This is a genomic window from Couchioplanes azureus (genome assembly GCF_014648355.1).
Classification (GTDB): Bacteria; Actinomycetota; Actinomycetes; order Mycobacteriales; family Micromonosporaceae; genus Actinoplanes; species Actinoplanes azureus.
On sequence record NZ_BMQY01000004.1, the window covers coordinates 70,499 to 87,231 of the forward strand.

At 74.6% G+C, this 16,733-nt stretch carries 18 protein-coding genes; 6 read left to right on the plus strand and 12 right to left on the minus strand.

What is annotated here, in order from left to right; translation table 11 throughout:
- Positions 1-35 precede the first annotated feature (35 nt).
- The 8 genes from IEY99_RS15410 to IEY99_RS15445 all read right to left on the minus strand — a co-directional run bounded on the left by IEY99_RS15410 (position 36) and on the right by IEY99_RS15445 (position 7,820).
- Positions 36-1,970, minus strand: coding sequence for a SpoIIE family protein phosphatase (locus IEY99_RS15410; RefSeq protein ID WP_189203760.1), 1,935 nt, complete (start codon positions 1,968-1,970; stop codon positions 36-38).
- Positions 1,971-2,063: 93 nt separating this feature from the next.
- Entirely contained in the window at positions 2,064-2,711 is a 648-nt protein-coding gene (locus IEY99_RS15415) for a GTP cyclohydrolase II (protein WP_189203762.1), read from the minus strand.
- Between the two features lie 51 nt (positions 2,712-2,762).
- The gene (locus IEY99_RS15420; RefSeq protein WP_189203764.1) at positions 2,763-3,452 is read right to left on the minus strand and encodes a RibD family protein; all 690 of its coding nucleotides are present in this window, start codon (positions 3,450-3,452) and stop codon (positions 2,763-2,765) included.
- A gap of 37 nt (positions 3,453-3,489) precedes the next feature.
- Entirely contained in the window at positions 3,490-4,548 is a 1,059-nt protein-coding gene (locus IEY99_RS15425) for a lysylphosphatidylglycerol synthase transmembrane domain-containing protein (protein ID WP_189203766.1), read from the minus strand.
- A 61-nt stretch (positions 4,549-4,609) separates the two neighbouring features.
- Positions 4,610-5,407 (minus strand): class I SAM-dependent methyltransferase, encoded by a 798-nt coding sequence (locus IEY99_RS15430; protein WP_189203768.1) that lies wholly within the window; start codon positions 5,405-5,407, stop codon positions 4,610-4,612.
- The gene (locus tag IEY99_RS15435) at positions 5,404-6,441 is read right to left on the minus strand and encodes a glycosyltransferase family 4 protein (RefSeq protein ID WP_189203770.1); all 1,038 of its coding nucleotides are present in this window, start codon (positions 6,439-6,441) and stop codon (positions 5,404-5,406) included. Before IEY99_RS15435 ends, IEY99_RS15430 begins: the two co-directional genes overlap by 4 nt.
- Positions 6,438-6,836 carry a 6-pyruvoyl trahydropterin synthase family protein gene (locus IEY99_RS15440; RefSeq protein WP_189203772.1) on the minus strand — a complete coding sequence of 133 codons (399 nt, stop codon included), beginning with the start codon at positions 6,834-6,836 and terminating at the stop codon, positions 6,438-6,440. The genes IEY99_RS15435 and IEY99_RS15440 overlap by 4 nt, the downstream gene beginning before the upstream one ends.
- Positions 6,837-7,820, minus strand: coding sequence for a zinc-dependent alcohol dehydrogenase (locus tag IEY99_RS15445; protein WP_189203774.1), 984 nt, complete (start codon positions 7,818-7,820; stop codon positions 6,837-6,839). It lies immediately after the preceding gene.
- Between the two features lie 112 nt (positions 7,821-7,932).
- Here IEY99_RS15445 and IEY99_RS15450 point away from each other — a divergent pair, with 112 nt between their 5' ends.
- Entirely contained in the window at positions 7,933-8,730 is a 798-nt protein-coding gene (locus IEY99_RS15450) for a CDP-alcohol phosphatidyltransferase family protein (protein WP_189203776.1), read from the plus strand.
- Between the two features lie 21 nt (positions 8,731-8,751).
- Here IEY99_RS15450 and IEY99_RS15455 read toward each other — a convergent pair whose 3' ends face one another.
- A complete protein-coding gene (locus IEY99_RS15455) occupies positions 8,752-9,636 on the minus strand; it encodes an ABC transporter substrate-binding protein (RefSeq protein ID WP_189203778.1) in 885 nt (294 codons plus the stop codon).
- A 93-nt stretch (positions 9,637-9,729) separates the two neighbouring features.
- Between IEY99_RS15455 and IEY99_RS15460 the strand changes: the two genes are divergently transcribed.
- Positions 9,730-10,104, plus strand: coding sequence for a hypothetical protein (locus IEY99_RS15460; RefSeq protein WP_189203780.1), 375 nt, complete (start codon positions 9,730-9,732; stop codon positions 10,102-10,104).
- Here the strand turns inward: IEY99_RS15460 and IEY99_RS15465 are convergent.
- Complete coding sequence (locus tag IEY99_RS15465) at positions 10,070-10,438, minus strand: hypothetical protein (protein ID WP_189203782.1); 369 nt, start codon at positions 10,436-10,438, stop codon at positions 10,070-10,072. The two genes, IEY99_RS15460 and IEY99_RS15465, sit on opposite strands and share 35 nt — an antisense overlap.
- 174 nt (positions 10,439-10,612) lie before the next feature.
- On the minus strand, positions 10,613-10,969 hold the full coding sequence (locus tag IEY99_RS15470; protein ID WP_229798738.1) for a hypothetical protein: 357 nt from the start codon (positions 10,967-10,969) through the stop codon (positions 10,613-10,615).
- Between the two features lie 105 nt (positions 10,970-11,074).
- Here IEY99_RS15470 and IEY99_RS15475 point away from each other — a divergent pair, with 105 nt between their 5' ends.
- From IEY99_RS15475 to IEY99_RS15490, 4 genes are all read left to right on the plus strand, one after another.
- Complete coding sequence (locus IEY99_RS15475) at positions 11,075-11,821, plus strand: hypothetical protein (protein ID WP_229798741.1); 747 nt, start codon at positions 11,075-11,077, stop codon at positions 11,819-11,821.
- Between the two features lie 58 nt (positions 11,822-11,879).
- Complete coding sequence (gene htpG, locus IEY99_RS15480; RefSeq protein WP_189203786.1) at positions 11,880-13,724, plus strand: molecular chaperone HtpG; 1,845 nt, start codon at positions 11,880-11,882, stop codon at positions 13,722-13,724.
- Positions 13,725-13,789: 65 nt separating this feature from the next.
- A complete protein-coding gene (locus IEY99_RS15485; protein ID WP_373293379.1) occupies positions 13,790-14,800 on the plus strand; it encodes an NADP-dependent oxidoreductase in 1,011 nt (336 codons plus the stop codon).
- A gap of 78 nt (positions 14,801-14,878) precedes the next feature.
- Entirely contained in the window at positions 14,879-15,274 is a 396-nt protein-coding gene (locus IEY99_RS15490; protein ID WP_189203790.1) for an HIT family protein, read from the plus strand.
- Here IEY99_RS15490 and thrS read toward each other — a convergent pair.
- Positions 15,271-16,485, minus strand: a complete 1,215-nt coding sequence (gene thrS, locus IEY99_RS15495; protein WP_189203792.1) for a threonine--tRNA ligase — start codon at positions 16,483-16,485, stop codon at positions 15,271-15,273. The two genes, IEY99_RS15490 and thrS, sit on opposite strands and share 4 nt — an antisense overlap.
- Positions 16,486-16,733: the final 248 nt, after the last annotated feature.

Sequence of the window (16,733 nt, forward strand, 5' to 3'; positions counted from 1 at the left end):
ACCCCGCCCGCCGGTCCCGCCGCGCGAACCGCCGGTCACCGCGGGGGCGCTCGCCCGGGCCCGCCGGTGCGGTGCGGCAGCGCGACCAGGTCCAGCACGAGCTGGGCCGCGCTGCCCGCCGCCGCGTGCAGGTCGAGCTCGCCGCCCTGCCGCCGGTGCTGCTCGGCCACCGTGTGCAGGGCGGACACCCCGGCGCTGGCCAGCTGCGACACCCCGGTCAGGTCGACCGGCAGCGGGAGGCTGCCGCCGCGGGTCAGGCGCAGCAGCTCCTGACGGAGCTCGGTGGCGCTCGCGGCGTCGACCGCGCCTGTGACGCGGATCTCGCTCTCGTCCTCCTCGATGCGCAGCGGCTCGCCGTCCGGGGACCGGCCGGGGGCCGGGTCGCCGCGGCCGGGGGAGGGCACCGGGCGCCGCAGCGGGTGCCGGATCTCGGCCAGGGTCCCGGTCGCTCCGGGCGCCACCCGCAGGTCGCCGACGAGCTGGGAGGTGAGGGCCAGCCCGCGGCCGCGCACCGTCCGGCGGTCCGGTTCCCGCCACGAGCCGTGGTCGGCGATCGCCGCGGCGACCTCGCCGGTGTCGGTCAGCCGGACGCCGAGCCGTACGTCCTTCTTGTCGCTCACGCCGTCGTAGCCGTGCTCGATGGCGTTCGTGAGCAGCTCGCCGATCGCGTGCTGGAGCACGAAGGCGTCCTGCTCGCCGGCGCCGGCGGCGGCCAGCCAGCCGGCCAGCGCGGACCGGGCCCGGCGCAGCGAGGAGAGCTCGGCGGGCAGGTCCAGGACCAGGTCGGGCGGCGGGGCGACCCGTTGCGCGGCGAGCAGGGTGATGTCGTCGCGGTGGCCGGTGGCCCGGACCATCAGCTCCACGGTCTGGGTGCAGACCCGCTCGGCCGCCGTGGTCCCCGGGTCGTGCATCGCCCGGCCGGCGGCGGCCCGTGCGGCGGTACGGGCCAGCTCGTCCCGGCTCTCCGGCAGGGCGACGCCGGGGCGTTCGAGGATGCCGTCGCTGTAGAGCAGCAGCAGGTCCCCGGGTTCCAGGCGGTCGGTGCGCAGCGGGAAGGCGCCGCCGGTGCCCAGCGGCGTGCCCCCGGTCGGCGGCAGGAAGCGGGGTTCGCCCGCGGCGGTGACCAGCAGCGGCGGCGGATGACCGGCGGTGCAGTAGGTGACGGTGCCGCGCACCGGGTCGAGGGTGGCGAGGCAGACCGTCGTCGCGTGCGCCGCGCGCACCCGCCGGGCGAGGCGGTCGGCCGCGCCGAGCGCCTCGCCGACGTCCGCTCCGCCGTCGAGCCGGTCGTGCAGTACCGCGCGGAGCTGCCCCATCGCTCCCGAGGCCGTGACGCCGTGCCCCACGACGTCGCCGACCACCAGCGCCGTCGTGCCGTCGGCGCGCACCACGGCGTCGAACCAGTCGCCGCCGGCCGCCCGTTCGCTGTCGGCGGGCAGGTAGCTGGCCGAGATCTGCGCGCCGGGCAGCACGGGCAGCCCGTCCGGCAGCAGTTCGCGCTGCAGGGCGGTGATCACGTCACGGGTCTGCTCGTAGCGCTGGCGCAGCTCGACCGTGCGGCTCTCGGCGGCGAGACGGGCGTGCACCGCGGCGGTCACGTCGAAGCCCGCGCCGATGACCCCGCGGATGCTGCCGTCGGCCCGGCGCCAGGCGGTGATGTGGAAGGTGGTGTAGAGCTCGTGCACCGAGCCGTCCGGCCGGGTGAGGGTCGCCCGCCACTCGGCCCCGGTGACCGGCTCCCCCGTGGCGTAGACGCCGGCGTACATCTCGATCCACTGCTGGCCGTCGACGTCCGCGACGGCCTCGGCGAGCGGGCGGCCCACCACCTCGCGGCCGGGCATCAGGGCCCGGGTGACCGCGTTCACCCACGCGATCCGCAGCTCGGGGCCCTCGCAGACGAAGACGATGAACGGCATCTGCTCGGCGGCCGAGGTGATCACCGAAGGGTCACCGAACTCCTCGTCGCCCATCTCACCGCTTCCCGTCGGCCCTCACAGGCCATCATGCGGGCAGGCGGTCCGCACCGCACGCCCTCGCGCCCGGGTTCACCGGGCCGGGTGCCGTCAGAGCCCGGGGATGTCGAGGGTGTGCGCGGTGTGCGTCGCCTTCGTCGCGAGGTAGCGCAGGTTGGCCGGGGACAGGTGCACCCCGGTCGGGATCCGCTCCTTGATCTCGACCCCGTAGGCCTGGAGCTGGGCGGCCTTGTCCGGGTTGTTGCTCAGCAGCCGGATCTTGTCGGCGCCGAGCGCGAGCAGCATCTGCGCCGCCGCCGTGTAGTCGCGCTCGTCCTCGCCGCGGCCGAGCGCCACGTTCGCCTCGTACGTGTCCAGCCCGGCCTCCTGCAGCGCGTACGCGTCGAGCTTGGCGTACAGGCCGATGCCGCGGCCCTCCTGGCGCAGGTAGAGCAGGAACCCGCCGGTGCCGGCGATGCGCTCCACCGCCTCGCGCAGCTGGGGGCCGCAGTCGCAGCGCTGGCTGCCGAACACGTCGCCGGTCAGGCACTCGCTGTGCGGGCGCACCAGGGGGGCGTCGCCGATCGCGCTCTCCCAGTCGCCGAGGCCCAGCGCCAGGTGCTCGCGGCCGTCGACGAGGCCGTCGAAGGTCAGCACCCGGGCCGTGGTCGCGTACCCGTCGGCGAAGCGCAGGGGAACGGTGACGCGGGTCCGTACGGTGGCTCGCGGAAGGTCCTGCCAGGCCAGCGGAGCGGACATCGGGCCCCCAGTTCGGTGGTCGGAATCAGGTTCAATCACAGCGGTCACGCATCACTCCTGGAACCGGTCGGAAAGGGCGTAGCGGAGCAGGACCACGTCGCCGATCTGGCGGACCGCGATCAGGTCGGCGCGGCGGTGCGGGCCCCACGGGAACGTGCCGTCGCCGACGAACCGGGGCGCCTTGGAGTCGCCGACGAACAGGGGTGCGACCACCAGCTGGAGCTCGTCGGCGAGCCCGGCGGTGAGGAACTGGGTGTGCATGCTGCCGCCGCCCTCCACCATGAGTCGGCGGATACCGCGGCGGGCCAGGTCGGCGGTCACGCGCCGCAGGTCGACCGGTTCGCCGGCGTCGATCACCGTGGCCCGGCCGGCCAGCCTGCGGTGCGCCGACGACACGGCCGGGGTGGCGCAGTAGACGAGCTTGTCCGCCTCGCCGAGGGTGAAGAACCTGGCCTGCGGGTCCAGGTCGCAGCTGCCGGTGACGGTGACCTTGACCGGGTCGGGACGCTCGCCGCGGGCCACCCGGGCCCGGCGCCGCGCCTCGTCACGGACCAGCAGCCGCGGGTTGTCCTGGCGGACCGTGCCCGCGCCGACCAGGATGGCGTCGCAGCCGGCCCGCACCTCGTCGACCCGGTCGAAGTCGGCGTCGTTGGAGAGCAGCAGCCGTTCGTCGCCGGCGCTGTCGACATATCCGTCGATGGACATGCCGCAGCTCAGCAGCACGTACGGTCGATCTTCCACCGCCCCAACATAATCCGCGTCCAGGGTGATGGCACACTCACGCACTGCTGCCAACCAGCTCCCGCGCGGGCAGCGCGACGGCAGGTCGCACCGCGACGATCTCGACCGCGACGGGTGCCGGCCGCGGCGCGATCGTCGCCGGGCGACGGGAGGTCGCGGCCCTCGTCCGCGCCCGGGCGAGGGCGCGGGCCGCGATGACGGCCAGGCCGGGCAGCGCCGCGACGAACGCGAACAGCCCGTAGACGACCGCGATGGTCAGGCCCTCGGTGGCGCTGAGGCCCGCGGCGCCGAACGCCCACGCGGTCACGCCCTCCCGGGGTCCCCAGCCGCCGACGTTCACCGGCAGCGTCATGGCGAGCAGAGCCAGCAGCATCAGCGGCGCCAGGCGCAGCACCGAGGCGTCGGAGCCGGCCGCCCGGGCCGCGACGACGAACGTCGCCAGGTGCCCGGCCAGCACCGCGGTGGAGGCGAACGCGATGCCCGGCCAGGTGCGCCGGGCGAGCAGGCCGGTGCGGATCTCGGCGATCGCGGTGCGGGCCGCCCGGGCCCACCGCGACGCGCCGCGCCGCAGCCGGCCCATCGCCAGGACCAGCAGGATCCCGAGCGCCACGGCGGTGGCGGCCGCGACCGCGACCGTACGGCCGTGCTCGCGCACCTGCGTCAGGACCGGCGACGGCACGGTCAGCAGCACGACGAGGCCCACCGAGACCAGCACGATCTGCCCGGCCGTGCGTTCCAGCACCACGGCCCGGACGCCGCGGCCGACGTCGCCCGCGTCCCGCCCGTGCTGCACGGCCCGGTCGACGTCGCCGAGCACGCCACCCGGCAGGGCCGCGTTGATGAACAGCGCCTTGTAGTAGTCGGCGATCGCACCCCGCAGCGACAGGCGCAGGCCGAGGCCGCGGGCGACCAGGCACCAGCGCCAGGCGCTGAGCACCGTGGTGGCCACGCCGATCGCGAAGGCGGCGCCCAGCGTGCCCGCGTCGATCACCCGCAGGCCGTCGAGGAAGGCACCGGTGCCCAGGCGCCAGAGCAGCACGGCGAGGATGCCCACCCCGCCGAGCACTCGCACCCACGCCCAGATCGATCGGTTCATCTGCCGTCCCCTCCGAGATCACCCTTCATGCATCACATACGTCAGGGTGGCGGCAGGCGGTTCAGTCTTTCTGCGCCAGAAGATCTTGATGCCCGACCGTGACCCGCAGGTCGCCGGCCGCGGCGGCCGCCAGCCGGGCCGCGAGATAGTCCTCCGTGTGCAGGTCGGGACGCTGCTCGGCGGCCGCGGCGACCCAGCCGCGCAGCCACTCGGCGGTCAGCGCGGCCTGCTCGGGGCCCAGCCGCCACGGGCTCGGCCGGGTCGTCACGGTGGCCCCGGCGGTGGCGAAGGCCTCCGCCGCGGCGCCGACCGCCTCCGGGCCCAGCAGCCACCGGCCGCCGGTCTCGCGGCGCTGGTGCTCGTTGAACGCGGCGGCCACCTCGGCGTCGAGCGGATGCGGCGGGTCGAGGTGCACCTCGCCGACGACCGAGAGGGTGAACAGGGCGGGGACGCCGGCCTCGACGCAGACCCCGGCGAGCGCGCGCACCTCGTCGGCGGTGAACAGGTCGAGCAGCGCCGAGCAGGTGACCAGGGACACACCGTCCAGGTCGGCGGCGGTGAGCCCCGTCACGTCCGCCTCGACCGTCTCGACGGTGACCGTGGCGCCGTCCGCCGCGGCCGGTGGCACATGCGCCGCCGCGTACGCGAGCAGCGCCGGGTCCCGGTCCTGCAGGATCCACCGCTGCGGCCCGCTCAGCCGCGGCGCCAGCCAGCGCGCCATCGAGCCGGTGCCGCACCCGAGGTCGCGCACCACGAGGGGGCCGCCCGCCGGGAGCAGGTCGATCAGGTCGGTGGCGCGGGCGGCCGCGTCGGCGGCCTCGCGCAGCGACAGCCAGCCCGTGCTGAACTCTCCGGTCATGGGTGCAGTACCTCGCTCAGTCGTCGTGTCGTCTCGTCCCAGCCGCGCAGCGTGCCGCGGCGGGCCCGGGCGGCGCAGCGCCAGTCTCGGCGCAGGCCCTCGTCGGTGAGCCACCGTCGCAGGGCGCCGGCCAGGGACTGTACGTCGCCGGGCGGCACGAGCCCACCCGGCACGGTGCCGTCGGGTGCCCGGCCGATCGCCTCCGGCACGCCCTCGACCCGGGTCGCGAGCACCGGGATGCCGCGGGCGAGGGCCTCGGTGACGACCATGCCGTACGTCTCCGCGCGCGACGGCAGCACCAGGAGGTCCGCCCCGGCGTAGCAGGCGGCGAGCGCGGCACCGCCGCGGGTGCCGGGGAACCGGACCCGCTCGCCGGCGCGGGCCCGGACCCGGGCGGCGAAGCCGGGATCGCGGTCGAGGGCGCCCACGCAGACGCACTCCCAGGCCAGGTCGTCCAGCGTGCGCAGCGCCTCGACCAGCACGTCCTGGGCCTTGCGCGGGGTCACCGCGGCGACGCAGAGCAGCCGGTGGCCGGCCGCACTGCCCGCCGCCTCGGGCGCCGGGTCGACGCCGGGCGGTGCCACGTGCACGCCGCCCGCCGGCAGGTCGTGCAGCTGCTCCAGGCGCCGGGCGGCGCCCGCGCTGGTGGCCACCACGGCGTGGGCGGCGTGCAGGGTGCGTCGTTCGCGGGCCGGCAGCTCCGGTGCGGCGCCGGGCTCGTCGCCGAGCGGCAGGTGGACCAGTACCACCAGGCGCAGCCGGCCGGCCTGTTCCTCGACCACCGCCGGCGCCGCGCACGCCACCAGCCCGTCCAGGAGCACGGTCGCCCCGCCGGGCAGGGCGCGCAGCTCGCCCGCGAGCCGGGCCTCGTCGTCCTGCGACGGGTACGGCCAGGGCGCCGCGACCGCGATCTCGTGCACCGCCCGGGTCGCGGCCAGCCGGTCCAGGACCCGCCGGTCGTACGTGTTGCCGCCGCTGGGTGCCGCCGGGTCGTCGATGTCGCCCGGCAGCACCGCGTACAGCGGATCCGTCACAGGTCTCGCTCGTAGCTGGCCCACGCGATGTGCGACTCGTGCAGGGTCACGGCGATGCCGGTGAGCCCGCCCGCGCCCGCGCCGAGCTCGCCCGCGGCGGCCTTGCCGGCCAGCCGGTCGGCGATCACCTTGGCGAGGAACTCGGTGGACGTGTTGACGCCGGCGAAGTCGGGCTCGTCGTCGAGGTTGCGGTAGCTCAGCCCGGCGCAGATGGCGTGCAGCTCCTGGCTGGCCAGGCCGATGTCGACCACGATGTTGTCGTCGTCCAGCTCGGGGCGCTTGAAGGTCGCGTCCACCACGAACGTGGCGCCGTGCAGCTTCTGGGCGGGTCCGAAGACCTCGCCGGAGAAGCTGTGCGCGATCATGATGTGGTCACGGACGGTGACGCTGAACATTCACTCTCCAGTCGGATAGGTGATCAGGTGGCACAGCGCGGGTAGCTCCCCACCGGCCAGCCGGGGCATGACCGCGGGGAGGTCCGCGAAGTCGGACTCGCCGGTCAGCAGCGTGTCGAAGACCGGGTCGGCGAGCAGGTCCAGGGCGACGGCGAGCCGGTCCGCGTACGTGCGGCGCCCGCGCCGGGCCGGGGCGATCCCGCCGACCTGGCTGCTCTTGACGATCAGGCGGCGGGAGTGGAAGAACTCGCCGAGCGGCACGCTGACCTCGCGGTCGCCGTACCAGCTCAGCTCGACGACCGTACCCTCGTCGGCCAGCAGCTCGAGCGAGCGGGTCAGGCCGGCGGCCGTGGCGCTGGCGTGCAGGACGAGGTCGCAGTCGCCGGCGGCGTCGGCGGGCAGGGCGAAGTCCACGCCCAGGGCCCGGGCGACCGCGGCGCGCTCGGGGTCGACGTCGACGAGCTGGACGCGCACGCCGGGGAAGCGGGACAGGATGGCGGCCACGCCGGCGCCGACCATGCCCGCGCCGACGACGGCGATCCGGTCGCCGACCAGGGGTGCGGCGTCCCAGAGCCCGTTCAGCGCGGTCTCCACCGTGCCGGCGAGCACGGCCCGCGCGGGCGGTACGGCGTCCGGCACGACGGTCACCGCCTCGGCCGGGACGACGTAGCGGGTCTGGTGCGGGTAGAGGCAGAACACCGTGCGGCCGAGCAGGCCGGCCGGGCCGCGCTCGACCACGCCGACGTTGAGGTAGCCGTACTTGACCGGGGCCGGGAAGTCGCCGTCCTGGAACGGCGCACGCATGGCGGCGTGCTGGCTCTCGGGCACGCCGCCGCGGAAGACGAGGGTCTCCGTGCCCCGGCTCACCCCCGAGTGCAGGGTGCGCACCAGGACCTCACCCGGGCCCGGGTCGGGCACGTGCACCGGCCGTATCTCGCCCCTGCCGGGTGTGACCAGCCAGAACGCGTGGGCCGTACCTGTCATCGGGTGAATCTCCTCGGGCCGGGTGAACCGAACGCGCGGACCGTGCGTGTTCTGGGGCAGCTGGGGCAACCATACGCGGCACCTGATCTTGCAAACCTGGAGGCACGTGACTATGAGTATCGACACGATGACCGCCCGCACCGAGCGGGGGCCCCTGACCGGGGCGGTCGTCCAGCTCGTACTCATGGCCGCGCTGGCCGCGACGACCGGGCTGAGCCTCGCCGGCTGGCTGGCCGGCGCGGCCTACGCCGTCGCGCTGGGCCTGCTGCTGCGCGGTGGGATGCGCCGGGCCGGGATGCGTGCGCTCGGTCCGGCCAACACGGTCACCCTGGGCCGGGCGACGCTGGTCGGCGCGGTCACCGCCCTGGTGGTGACCTCCTTCCAGCGCCCGGTCTCCCTGCCGGTGCTGGTCGCCCTCGTCGGCGTGGCCCTCGCCCTGGACGGGGTGGACGGCCAGGTCGCCCGCCGGACGAACAGCACCACCGCGCTGGGCGCCCGCTTCGACATGGAGGTCGACGCGTTCCTGATCCTGGTGCTGAGCGTCTTCGTCGCCGGCACGTTCGGCTGGTGGACCGTCGCCATCGGCGCCTTCCGCTACGTGTTCGTCGCCGCCTCGTGGGTCGCGCCGTGGCTCGACGCCGCCCTGCCGCCGCGTTTCTCCCGCAAGGTCGTCGCCGCGCTGCAGGGCGTCGTGCTGGTGGTCGCGACGGCGAGCCTGCTGCCGGAGCCGGTCGCGCTGGTCGCGGTGGCCGGCGCCCTGATCTCGCTCACCTGGTCGTTCGGGCGCGACGTCGCCTGGCTGTGGCGCACCGAGCGGGCCCGCCGGGCCGCGGTCGCGCCGGCCCGCCGCGTTCCGGCCCTGGCACGCGGCGCCCGGCCCGCCGGCCGTCCCGCGTCGGTCAGCGCCTGATCCTCAGCCGACCCGGGATCCTCAGCGGACCCGGGCGACGGCGCCCTCCGGGGCGGCCGGTACGGCCTCGGGATGCAGGATCGAAGCGATCGCCTCGACGCCGTCGACCACCCGGGGACCGGGCCGCACCACCAGCGCGTCGCCGTCCACGGCCCACACCCGGGCACCGGGGAAGTGCGGCACCACCCGCGCCGCCTGGGCCACGGCACCCTCCAGATGGAAGCCGCAGGGTGTGACGAGCACCACCTCGGGCCGCGCGGCGGCGAGCTGCGCCCACGTCGTCTCCACCGAGCGCCGGCCGGGCCGGGCCGCCACCGGCTCGCCGCCCGCGGCCGTGACCAGGTCGGGCACCCAGTGGCCGGCGGTGAACGGCGGGTCCACCCACTCGACGACCGCCACCCGCGGCCGGGGCCGCCCGGCCACCGCCGCCGCCACCGCGTCCAGCCGGGCCCGCAGCGCGGACACCAGCGCGGCGGCCCGCTGCGGCACCCCGGCCCGCGCGCCCACCTCGGTGAACGTCTCCAGCACCTGGTCCAGGGAGTACGGGTCCAGCGACACCACGTCCGCCCGGCAGCCGAGATGGTCCAGCGCGCCGGAGACCTGCCCGGACGGCAGCGCGCAGACCCGGCACAGGTCCTGCGTGAGAATCAGGTCCGGGTCCAGGCCCGCGAGCGCGCCCGCGTGCAGGGTGTAGAGGTCCGCGCCGGCCGCCATCTGCGACTTCACGTACGCGTCGATCTCGGCCGGGCTCATCCCGCGGGTGTCCCGGCCGCCGACCACCACCGTCTTCTCGGTCCGGGCCGACGGCGGCTCGTCGCATTCGAACGTGACGCCGACCAGGTCGTCGCCGAGGCCGAGCGCGTACACGATCTCGGTGGCCGACGGCAGCAGGGAAACGAGGCGCATGACGGGTCAGTCTGCCGTACCGGCGTCACCCGAAGCGGTTCCCCGGCCGTGTCTTGCACCGCTACGGCCGGCCGGGCGTGGCAGGGTCGATCCGTGCCGCTGCCCGACCTGGACTCCTACACCCCGCACCGGACGGTCACCGACGCCGCGTTCGAGGGCGTGCCCGTGCCCGGCCTGCGCGCCGAGTTCTTCCACCGGCCCGACGGCGAGCGGGTCGCCTCCGCGGGCCGGTACTCGATGGACGGTCGCGAGCTGCTGATGGCCTGGGGCTTCACCGACGAGGAGCACTGCCGGTGGTCGGCCGTCCGGGACCCGGCCGGATTCTGGCATCCGGAGACCGCGGGCTGCCCGGTGGTGCGGGTGCTGCGCTCCGGTGCGGCGCCGGACGACCCGGTGTCGGGGCTGGCGGTCCGGGCGCCGACCGGGCAGTGGGTCACCGTCGATCGCGGGCCGGTGCCGGCGCGCTGACCGTGCCGCGCCGGGCCAGGTGCAGGGAGACGCCGGTCAGGCTCAGGGCGAGCACGAACAGCGTCAGATGCAGGTACGGGTGCACGATCGGCACGAAGCCGACGACGGCGACCGGGATCTGCACGACGGCGATGAGCGCGGCGAGCGCCAGCCGGTGCGGCCCCCGCCAGAGCAGCGCCGTCCATACCGGCGCGGAGGCGACCGCGAGGGTCAGGCCGTCGAGCAGGGCGTGCAGGCCGGCATGGTGCACGGCGTTGTGGGCGAAGGCCTGCGCGGGCGTGGCGACCCAGAGCGCGGCGAGGACGAATCCGGTGAGGACGGCGGTACGGCGCATAGTTCCTCCGAGCGTTACGGAATCGTTGCACTGAGTACCGACGCTACGGAGGGTGCCCGGCGGTCGTAAAGGGCCCGGCCCATTCACTCGCGTGGGTTCACGCGAGCCCCGAGATCGAACGCGCCCGGCAGGCAGGTGCTGAGTCGTCCGCCGGTCGCCCCGGCGAGCACGAAGTCAGCAGCCGGGCCCCGCCGCCCTGCCGCCGGTGATGCGGTAGGCGGACACGTCGCCCTTCACGAACGGCTTCAGCTGCGCGATCCGCGTCGGCGCGGCGTGGTGGCGTGCCTCGTACGCGACGATCGCCTCGTCCACGGCCTGGCAGGAAGCCTGCGCGGCCACCTCCGTCGCGGCGCTGGTGACGCTCCGGGTGTTCAGCGTTGCGTAAGAGACGCCGGCGATACTGACGGTGATAGCGGCGGCCATGGCGACCTCGCTCAACTTCACGATATCTCCTGCAAGTGTGCGCAGCTCGGTGCCGCCGGAGGGGAAGACCGACAATACCCAGAGTAGTTGCCCGTCGGCAAGACTCACGGAAAGTGAAGCCGGCCGAATCCGGCGACCTGCGACACGGAGGGAAATATCGCTGAACCGACCGCGGTGTCACCTTCATGCCTGTATGACCATTTCATGGTTGAGTTGACGAGGCGGGAAAAGCAGCTCATCGGCTGCATGGCGGTCGTGTGCCTGGCCTCCGGCACGGGAGCCGTCGTGCTCGGCGGCGCCGACAACGGACGCGGCGGCACGGCGGCGCCCCGCGAGCAGGCGGTCGCGGCGGGAGCGGAGCAGGAGCTCGGCCCGGCGGCCCGGCGGGCTCCCGGCGGGGCGCCGTCCCGGCAGACCGGCGCGCCGGACCGGGCGCCGTCGCGGATCCTCACGCTGACTCCGGCGCCGCCGCCCGGGACGACCGCGCACCCGGCCGCGGTGCCCGGCACCACCCCCGCGGCGACCACCGCCCGGCCGCAGCGCACGACCCCCGGCCCCCGGCCGCCGGCGTTCTCGCCCCCGGCGGCGGAGCCGCCGGTGCCCACGCCGACGCGGGCCACCTCCCGGCCGGCCCCGCAGCGGCCCCTGCCGCACGCCACCACCCCGGCCACGACACCCGCCACCACCGCGCCCGCGACCCCCACCACGACGCCCGCCACCACACCGACGACGCCCGCCACGACGCCCGCCACGACGCCCGCCACGACGCCCGCCACGACGCCGGCTCCGGCCGAGCCGGAGCCGGCCCGGCCGGAGCCCGCCCGGCCGGAGCCGGCCAAGTCCTCGCCCCAGGCCGACGACGACCACGGCTTCCCGTGGGCCCCCGGCACCGGCGGCCTGCCCGGACCGGGCTCGATGGACTGGCCGCCCGCCGTGCCCACCGGCGACCCGTTCGAGTAGCCCGGCGGCGGGTCATACGATCAGCGTCGGACAACACCCGTACGCACGGAGGGACGACATGAGCACCGAGACGCTGGAGTTCCAGGCCGAGGCCCGCCAACTCCTGCAGTTGATGGTCCACTCGATCTACTCGAACAAGGACATCTTCCTGCGCGAGCTGATCTCCAACGCCTCCGACGCCCTGGACAAGCGGCGCCTCGCCGGCCTGCACGACGAGACGCTCAGGGCCGACGACCCGCACATCGCGATCGAGGCCGACTCCGACGCCCGCACCCTGACGGTCCGCGACAACGGGATCGGCATGTCCCGCGACGAGGTCGTGGGGCTCATCGGGACCATCGCCCGCTCCGGCACCGCCGAGATGCTGCGCCAGCTCAAGGAGAACAAGGAGTCGGCCGAGCTGATCGGCCAGTTCGGTGTCGGCTTCTACTCGACGTTCATGGTCGCCGACAACGTCTCCCTGGTCACCCGCAAGGCCGGGGAGGACACCGGCACCCGCTGGGAATCGGCCGGCGAGGGCACGTACACCATCGAGGAGGTGCCGGACGCGCCCGTCGGCACCTCGGTCACCGTCCACCTGCGCCCGAAGGACGAGGAGGACGCGCTCTACGACTACGCCGACGAGTGGAAGATCCGGGAGATCGTCAAGCGGTACTCCGACTTCATCTCGTTCCCTATCCGCCTGGTCAAGAGCGAGGGCGAGCCGGAGACCCTCAACTCCATGAAGGCCCTCTGGGCCCGGCCCCGCGCCGAGGTCAAGGACGAGGAGTACGCCGAGTTCTACCGGCACATCAGCCACGACTGGACCGACCCGCTGGAGATCATCAATCTGCGGGCGGAGGGCACCTTCGAGTACGAGGCGCTGCTGTTCATCCCGTCCCGGGCACCGCACGACCTCTTCCAGCGCGACGGGCGCCGGGGCATCCAGCTCTACGTCAAGCGCGTGTTCATCATGGACGACAGCCGCGAGCTGATCCCCGACTACCTGCGGTTCGTCAAGGGTGTCGTGGACGCCGCCGACCTGTCGCTGAACATCTCCCGCGAGATCCTCCAGCAGGACCGGCACATCCAGATGATCCGGCGCCGGCTCGCCAAGAAGGTCCTGTCCACCATCAAGGACCTCATGACCAAGGACCCGGAGAAGTACCGCACCTTCTGGCGCGAGTTCGGCCGCGCCGTCAAGGAGGGCCTGCTCGGCGAGGCCGACGACCGCAAGGCCATCCTGGACGTCTCCTCGTTCGCGACCACCGCCGGCGACGAGCCGACCACCCTCGCCGACTACGTCTCGCGGATGAAGGAGGGCCAGGAGGAGATCTACTTCATGACCGGCGAGAGCCGGGCCCAGGTCGAGAACTCCCCGCACATGGAGGCCTTCAAGGCCCAGGGGTACGAGGTCCTGCTGCTCACCGACCCGGTGGACGAGATCTGGGTCGACGCCGTTCCCGAGTACGACGGCAAGAAGCTGCAGTCCATCGCCCGCGGCTCCGTCGACCTGCCCTCGGACGACAAGCCGAGCGAGGAGAAGACCGGGGAGTTCGCGCCGCTGCTGACGTGGCTGGGCGAGACCCTGGAGGAGGTCAAGGAGGTGCGCCTGTCCACCCGGCTCACCACCTCGCCCGCCTGCCTGGTCAGCGACGCCGACGACATCACCCCGACCCTGGAGAAGATGTACAAGGCGATGGGGCAGCAGGTGCCGAAGGTCAAGCGCATCCTCGAGCTCAACCCGGAGCACCCGCTGGTCACCGGCCTGCGTGACGCGTACGCCCGGGACGCCGGCGCCGCGGACCTGCCCGAGACCGCCGAGCTGCTGTACGGCACCGCCCTGCTCGCCGAGGGCGGCGACCTGGCCGACCCGGCGCGCTTCGCCAAGCTGCTCGCCGACCGGCTGGCCCGTACCGTGTGATCATGATCTTCGTCGCCCGGGCCCCGTGGCGGGCCCGGGCGGCCGGGATCGCGGTCTAGGGTCGGATCATGAGCGTTCTTTCCACCGAGATCCGCCTCGCCGCCCGGCCCCAGGGCTGGCCGACCGCCGACACGTTCGAGATCGCCCGCACCGAGGTGCCCGACCCGCAGCAGGGCCAGATCCTCGTGCGCAACCTGCTGATGAGCGTCGATCCGTACATGCGCGGGCGGATGGACGACCGGGAGTCCTACGTGCCGCCGTACGCGCTCGGCAAGGCGCTCGAGGGCGGCGCGGTGGGCGAGGTGGTCAGCAGCGGGGCCGACGGCTTCAAGCCCGGCGACACCGTCCTGCACGGCCTCGGCTGGCGCGAGTACGCGCTGGTGCCGGCCACCTCGGCGGCGAAGGTCGACCCCGCGGTGGCGCCGCTCGGCGCCTACCTGGGCGTGCTGGGCATGACCGGGCTGACCGCGTACGCCGGCCTGCTGCGCAGCGCCGAGTTCAAGCCCGGCGACACCGTCTTCGTCTCCAGCGCCGCCGGCGCCGTCGGCCAGGTCGTCGGCCAGCTCGCCCGGCATCGGGGCGCGGCCCGGGTGATCGGCAGTGCCGGCTCGGCGGAGAAGGTCGCCTACCTGCGCGACGAGCTGGGCTTCGACGCGGCGTTCGACTACCACGACGCGCCCGTGCGCGAGCAGCTGCGCGAGGCCGCGCCCGGCGGCATCGACGTCTACTTCGACAACGTCGGCGGCGACCACCTCGAGGCGGCGATCTCGGCGCTGAACGTGCACGGCCGGATCTGCGTCTGCGGCATGATCAGCGTCTACAACGCCACCGAGCCGGCGCCCGCGCCCCGCAACCTCGCGATGCTCATCGCCAAGCGCCTGACCATGCGCGGCATGCTCGTCAGCGACCACGGCGACCTGCGCGACGAGTTCGTCCGCGAGGTCGCGCCGCTGCTCGCGAACGGCACCATCCGCCACCGCGAGACCCTCTTCGAGGGCCTGGAGACGGCCCCGGAGGCCTTCCTCGCCATGCTGCGCGGCGACGCCGTCGGCAAGAACCTCGTGCGGATCGCCTGAGCCCGGTGGTACGCCGGGTGCCGGTGACGTGATGTCATGGACGCACCGACACCCGGTGCCCACAGGAAGGTTCCCGCAGTGCCGACGATCTTCTCGAGAATCATCAACGGCGAGCTGCCCGGCCGGATCGTGTGGTCCGACGACCAGGTCGCCGCGTTCCTCACCATCGCGCCCCTGACGCCCGGGCACACCCTGGTCGTCCCGCGCGCCGAGGTGGACGAGTGGACGGACCTCGAACCCGGCCTGCTGGCGCACGTGATGACCGTGGCGCACACCGTCGGCGCCGCGCTCAAGCGGGCGTTCGACGCGCCGCGGGTGGGCCTGGTGGTCGCCGGCTTCGAGGTGCCGCACGCGCACGTGCACGTCTTCCCCGCGCGGGAGATGGCCGACTTCGACTTCGCCAAGGTCAACTCCGGGATCAGCGGCGAGGAGCTGGACGCGCACCACAAGCGTGTCCTCGACGCCCTCGGCTAGACATCCGGCGCCCGCGCCGCCACGACCGCCGCCATGCCGGTGATCGCGTCGGCGCCGGGCCGGGCGGCCAGCCGCCTGCCGTCGCGCAGGCGCATCGCCACCTCGCCGCCCGCGGCCTCCCGCGCGCCGATCACCGCCACGTACGGCACCTTGCGCCCGGCCGCCTCCCGGATCCGCGCGCCGAGCGAGCCGTCGTGGCGCACCTCGGCGCGCAGCCCCGCGGCGACCGCGTCCCGGGCGAACGCCGCGGCCGCCGCGTCCTGCGCGGCGGCGACCGGCAGCACGACCAGCTGGACCGGCGCGTACCAGGGCGGCAGGGCGCCCGCGTGGACCTCGACCAGATGCGCGAACAGCCGCTCGAACGAGCCGACAAGGCTGCGGTGCACCATCACCGGCCGGGCCCGGCCGCCGGCGGCGTCCGCGTAGGAGAGGCCGAACCGCGCGGGCTGGTGGAAGTCGAGCTGAACGGTGGACAGGGTGGACTCCCGGCCCGCCGCGTCGGCGACCTGCACGTCGATCTTCGGCCCGTAGAACGCCGCCTCGCCGGGAGCCTCGGCGTAGGGCACGCCCGCGGCGTCGAGCGCCCCGCGCAGCACGCGCTCGGCCGCGTGCCACGCCTCGTCGCCGCCGGCGTACCGGCCGTCGCCGCCGCGCAGCGACAGCCGGTACGAGGAGACGCGCAGCCCCAAGGCGGTGTGCGCCACCCCCATCAGCCGCAGCGCCGCGGCCACCTCCGCGCCGGCCTGGGAGACCGAGCAGAACACGTGCCCGTCGTTGAGGGAGATGGCCCGTACCCGGGACAGGCCACCCAGGACGCCGGAGCGCTCCGCCCGGTACATCGCGCCGATCTCGGCGATCCGCACCGGCAGGTCCCGGTACGAGCGGTGCCGCGCCTTGAAGATCAGCGCATGGTGCGGGCACAGGCTGGGCCGCAGCACCAGCGCGTCGTCGCCGCCGGGACGCAGCGGCGGGAACATGTCCCCGGCGAAGTGGGCCCAGTGGCCGGACAGCTCGTAGAGCTCGCGCTTGGCCAGCACGGGCGAGTGCACGTGCTGGAACCCGGCGCGGCGCTCCAGGTCCCGGACGTACGACTCCACCTCGTGGCGGGCGGCGGCGCCGGCGGGTAGCCAGAACGGCAGCCCCGCCCCGATGAGCGGATCGGAGTCGAAGATGTCGAGCTCACGTCCGAGCCGGCGATGGTCGGCGGGCATGGTGTGTCTCCTTCGGTACGGCCGGGGAGACGCCGCGGAACGCACCTGGCCCCGGGCATCTCGCCCGGGGCCAGGTCGTCGCTGCAGGCAGGATCAGCGCGAACGGACGCCGGGAACCTCCGGCGTCGTCGTCACCATCCTCTTCACCATGCCGCCGAGGGTAGGCCGCACCCGGCACCGCCCACCACGCGATTTCCCGGCCCCCGAGTCAGCGGAACGCGACGACAACAATCCGGGACAGTCGCACC

Bases quoted from the DNA above. Each gene is read 5' to 3' on its own strand.
- IEY99_RS15415 (WP_189203762.1), bottom strand. From the start codon at position 2,711: ATGTCCGCTCCGCTGGCCTGGCAGGACCTTCCGCGAGCCACCGTACGG.
- IEY99_RS15440 (WP_189203772.1), bottom strand. From the start codon at position 6,836: ATGTTCAGCGTCACCGTCCGTGACCACATCATGATCGCGCACAGCTTC.
- thrS (WP_189203792.1), bottom strand. From the start codon at position 16,485: ATGCCCGCCGACCATCGCCGGCTCGGACGTGAGCTCGACATCTTCGAC.
- IEY99_RS15410 (WP_189203760.1), bottom strand. From the start codon at position 1,970: ATGGGCGACGAGGAGTTCGGTGACCCTTCGGTGATCACCTCGGCCGCC.
- IEY99_RS15430 (WP_189203768.1), bottom strand. From the start codon at position 5,407: ATGACCGGAGAGTTCAGCACGGGCTGGCTGTCGCTGCGCGAGGCCGCC.
- IEY99_RS15465 (WP_189203782.1), bottom strand. From the start codon at position 10,438: ATGCGCCGTACCGCCGTCCTCACCGGATTCGTCCTCGCCGCGCTCTGG.
- IEY99_RS15445 (WP_189203774.1), bottom strand. From the start codon at position 7,820: ATGACAGGTACGGCCCACGCGTTCTGGCTGGTCACACCCGGCAGGGGC.
- IEY99_RS15425 (WP_189203766.1), bottom strand. From the start codon at position 4,548: ATGAACCGATCGATCTGGGCGTGGGTGCGAGTGCTCGGCGGGGTGGGC.
- htpG (WP_189203786.1), top strand. From the start codon at position 11,880: ATGAGCACCGAGACGCTGGAGTTCCAGGCCGAGGCCCGCCAACTCCTG.
- IEY99_RS15455 (WP_189203778.1), bottom strand. From the start codon at position 9,636: ATGCGCCTCGTTTCCCTGCTGCCGTCGGCCACCGAGATCGTGTACGCG.
- IEY99_RS15450 (WP_189203776.1), top strand. From the start codon at position 7,933: ATGAGTATCGACACGATGACCGCCCGCACCGAGCGGGGGCCCCTGACC.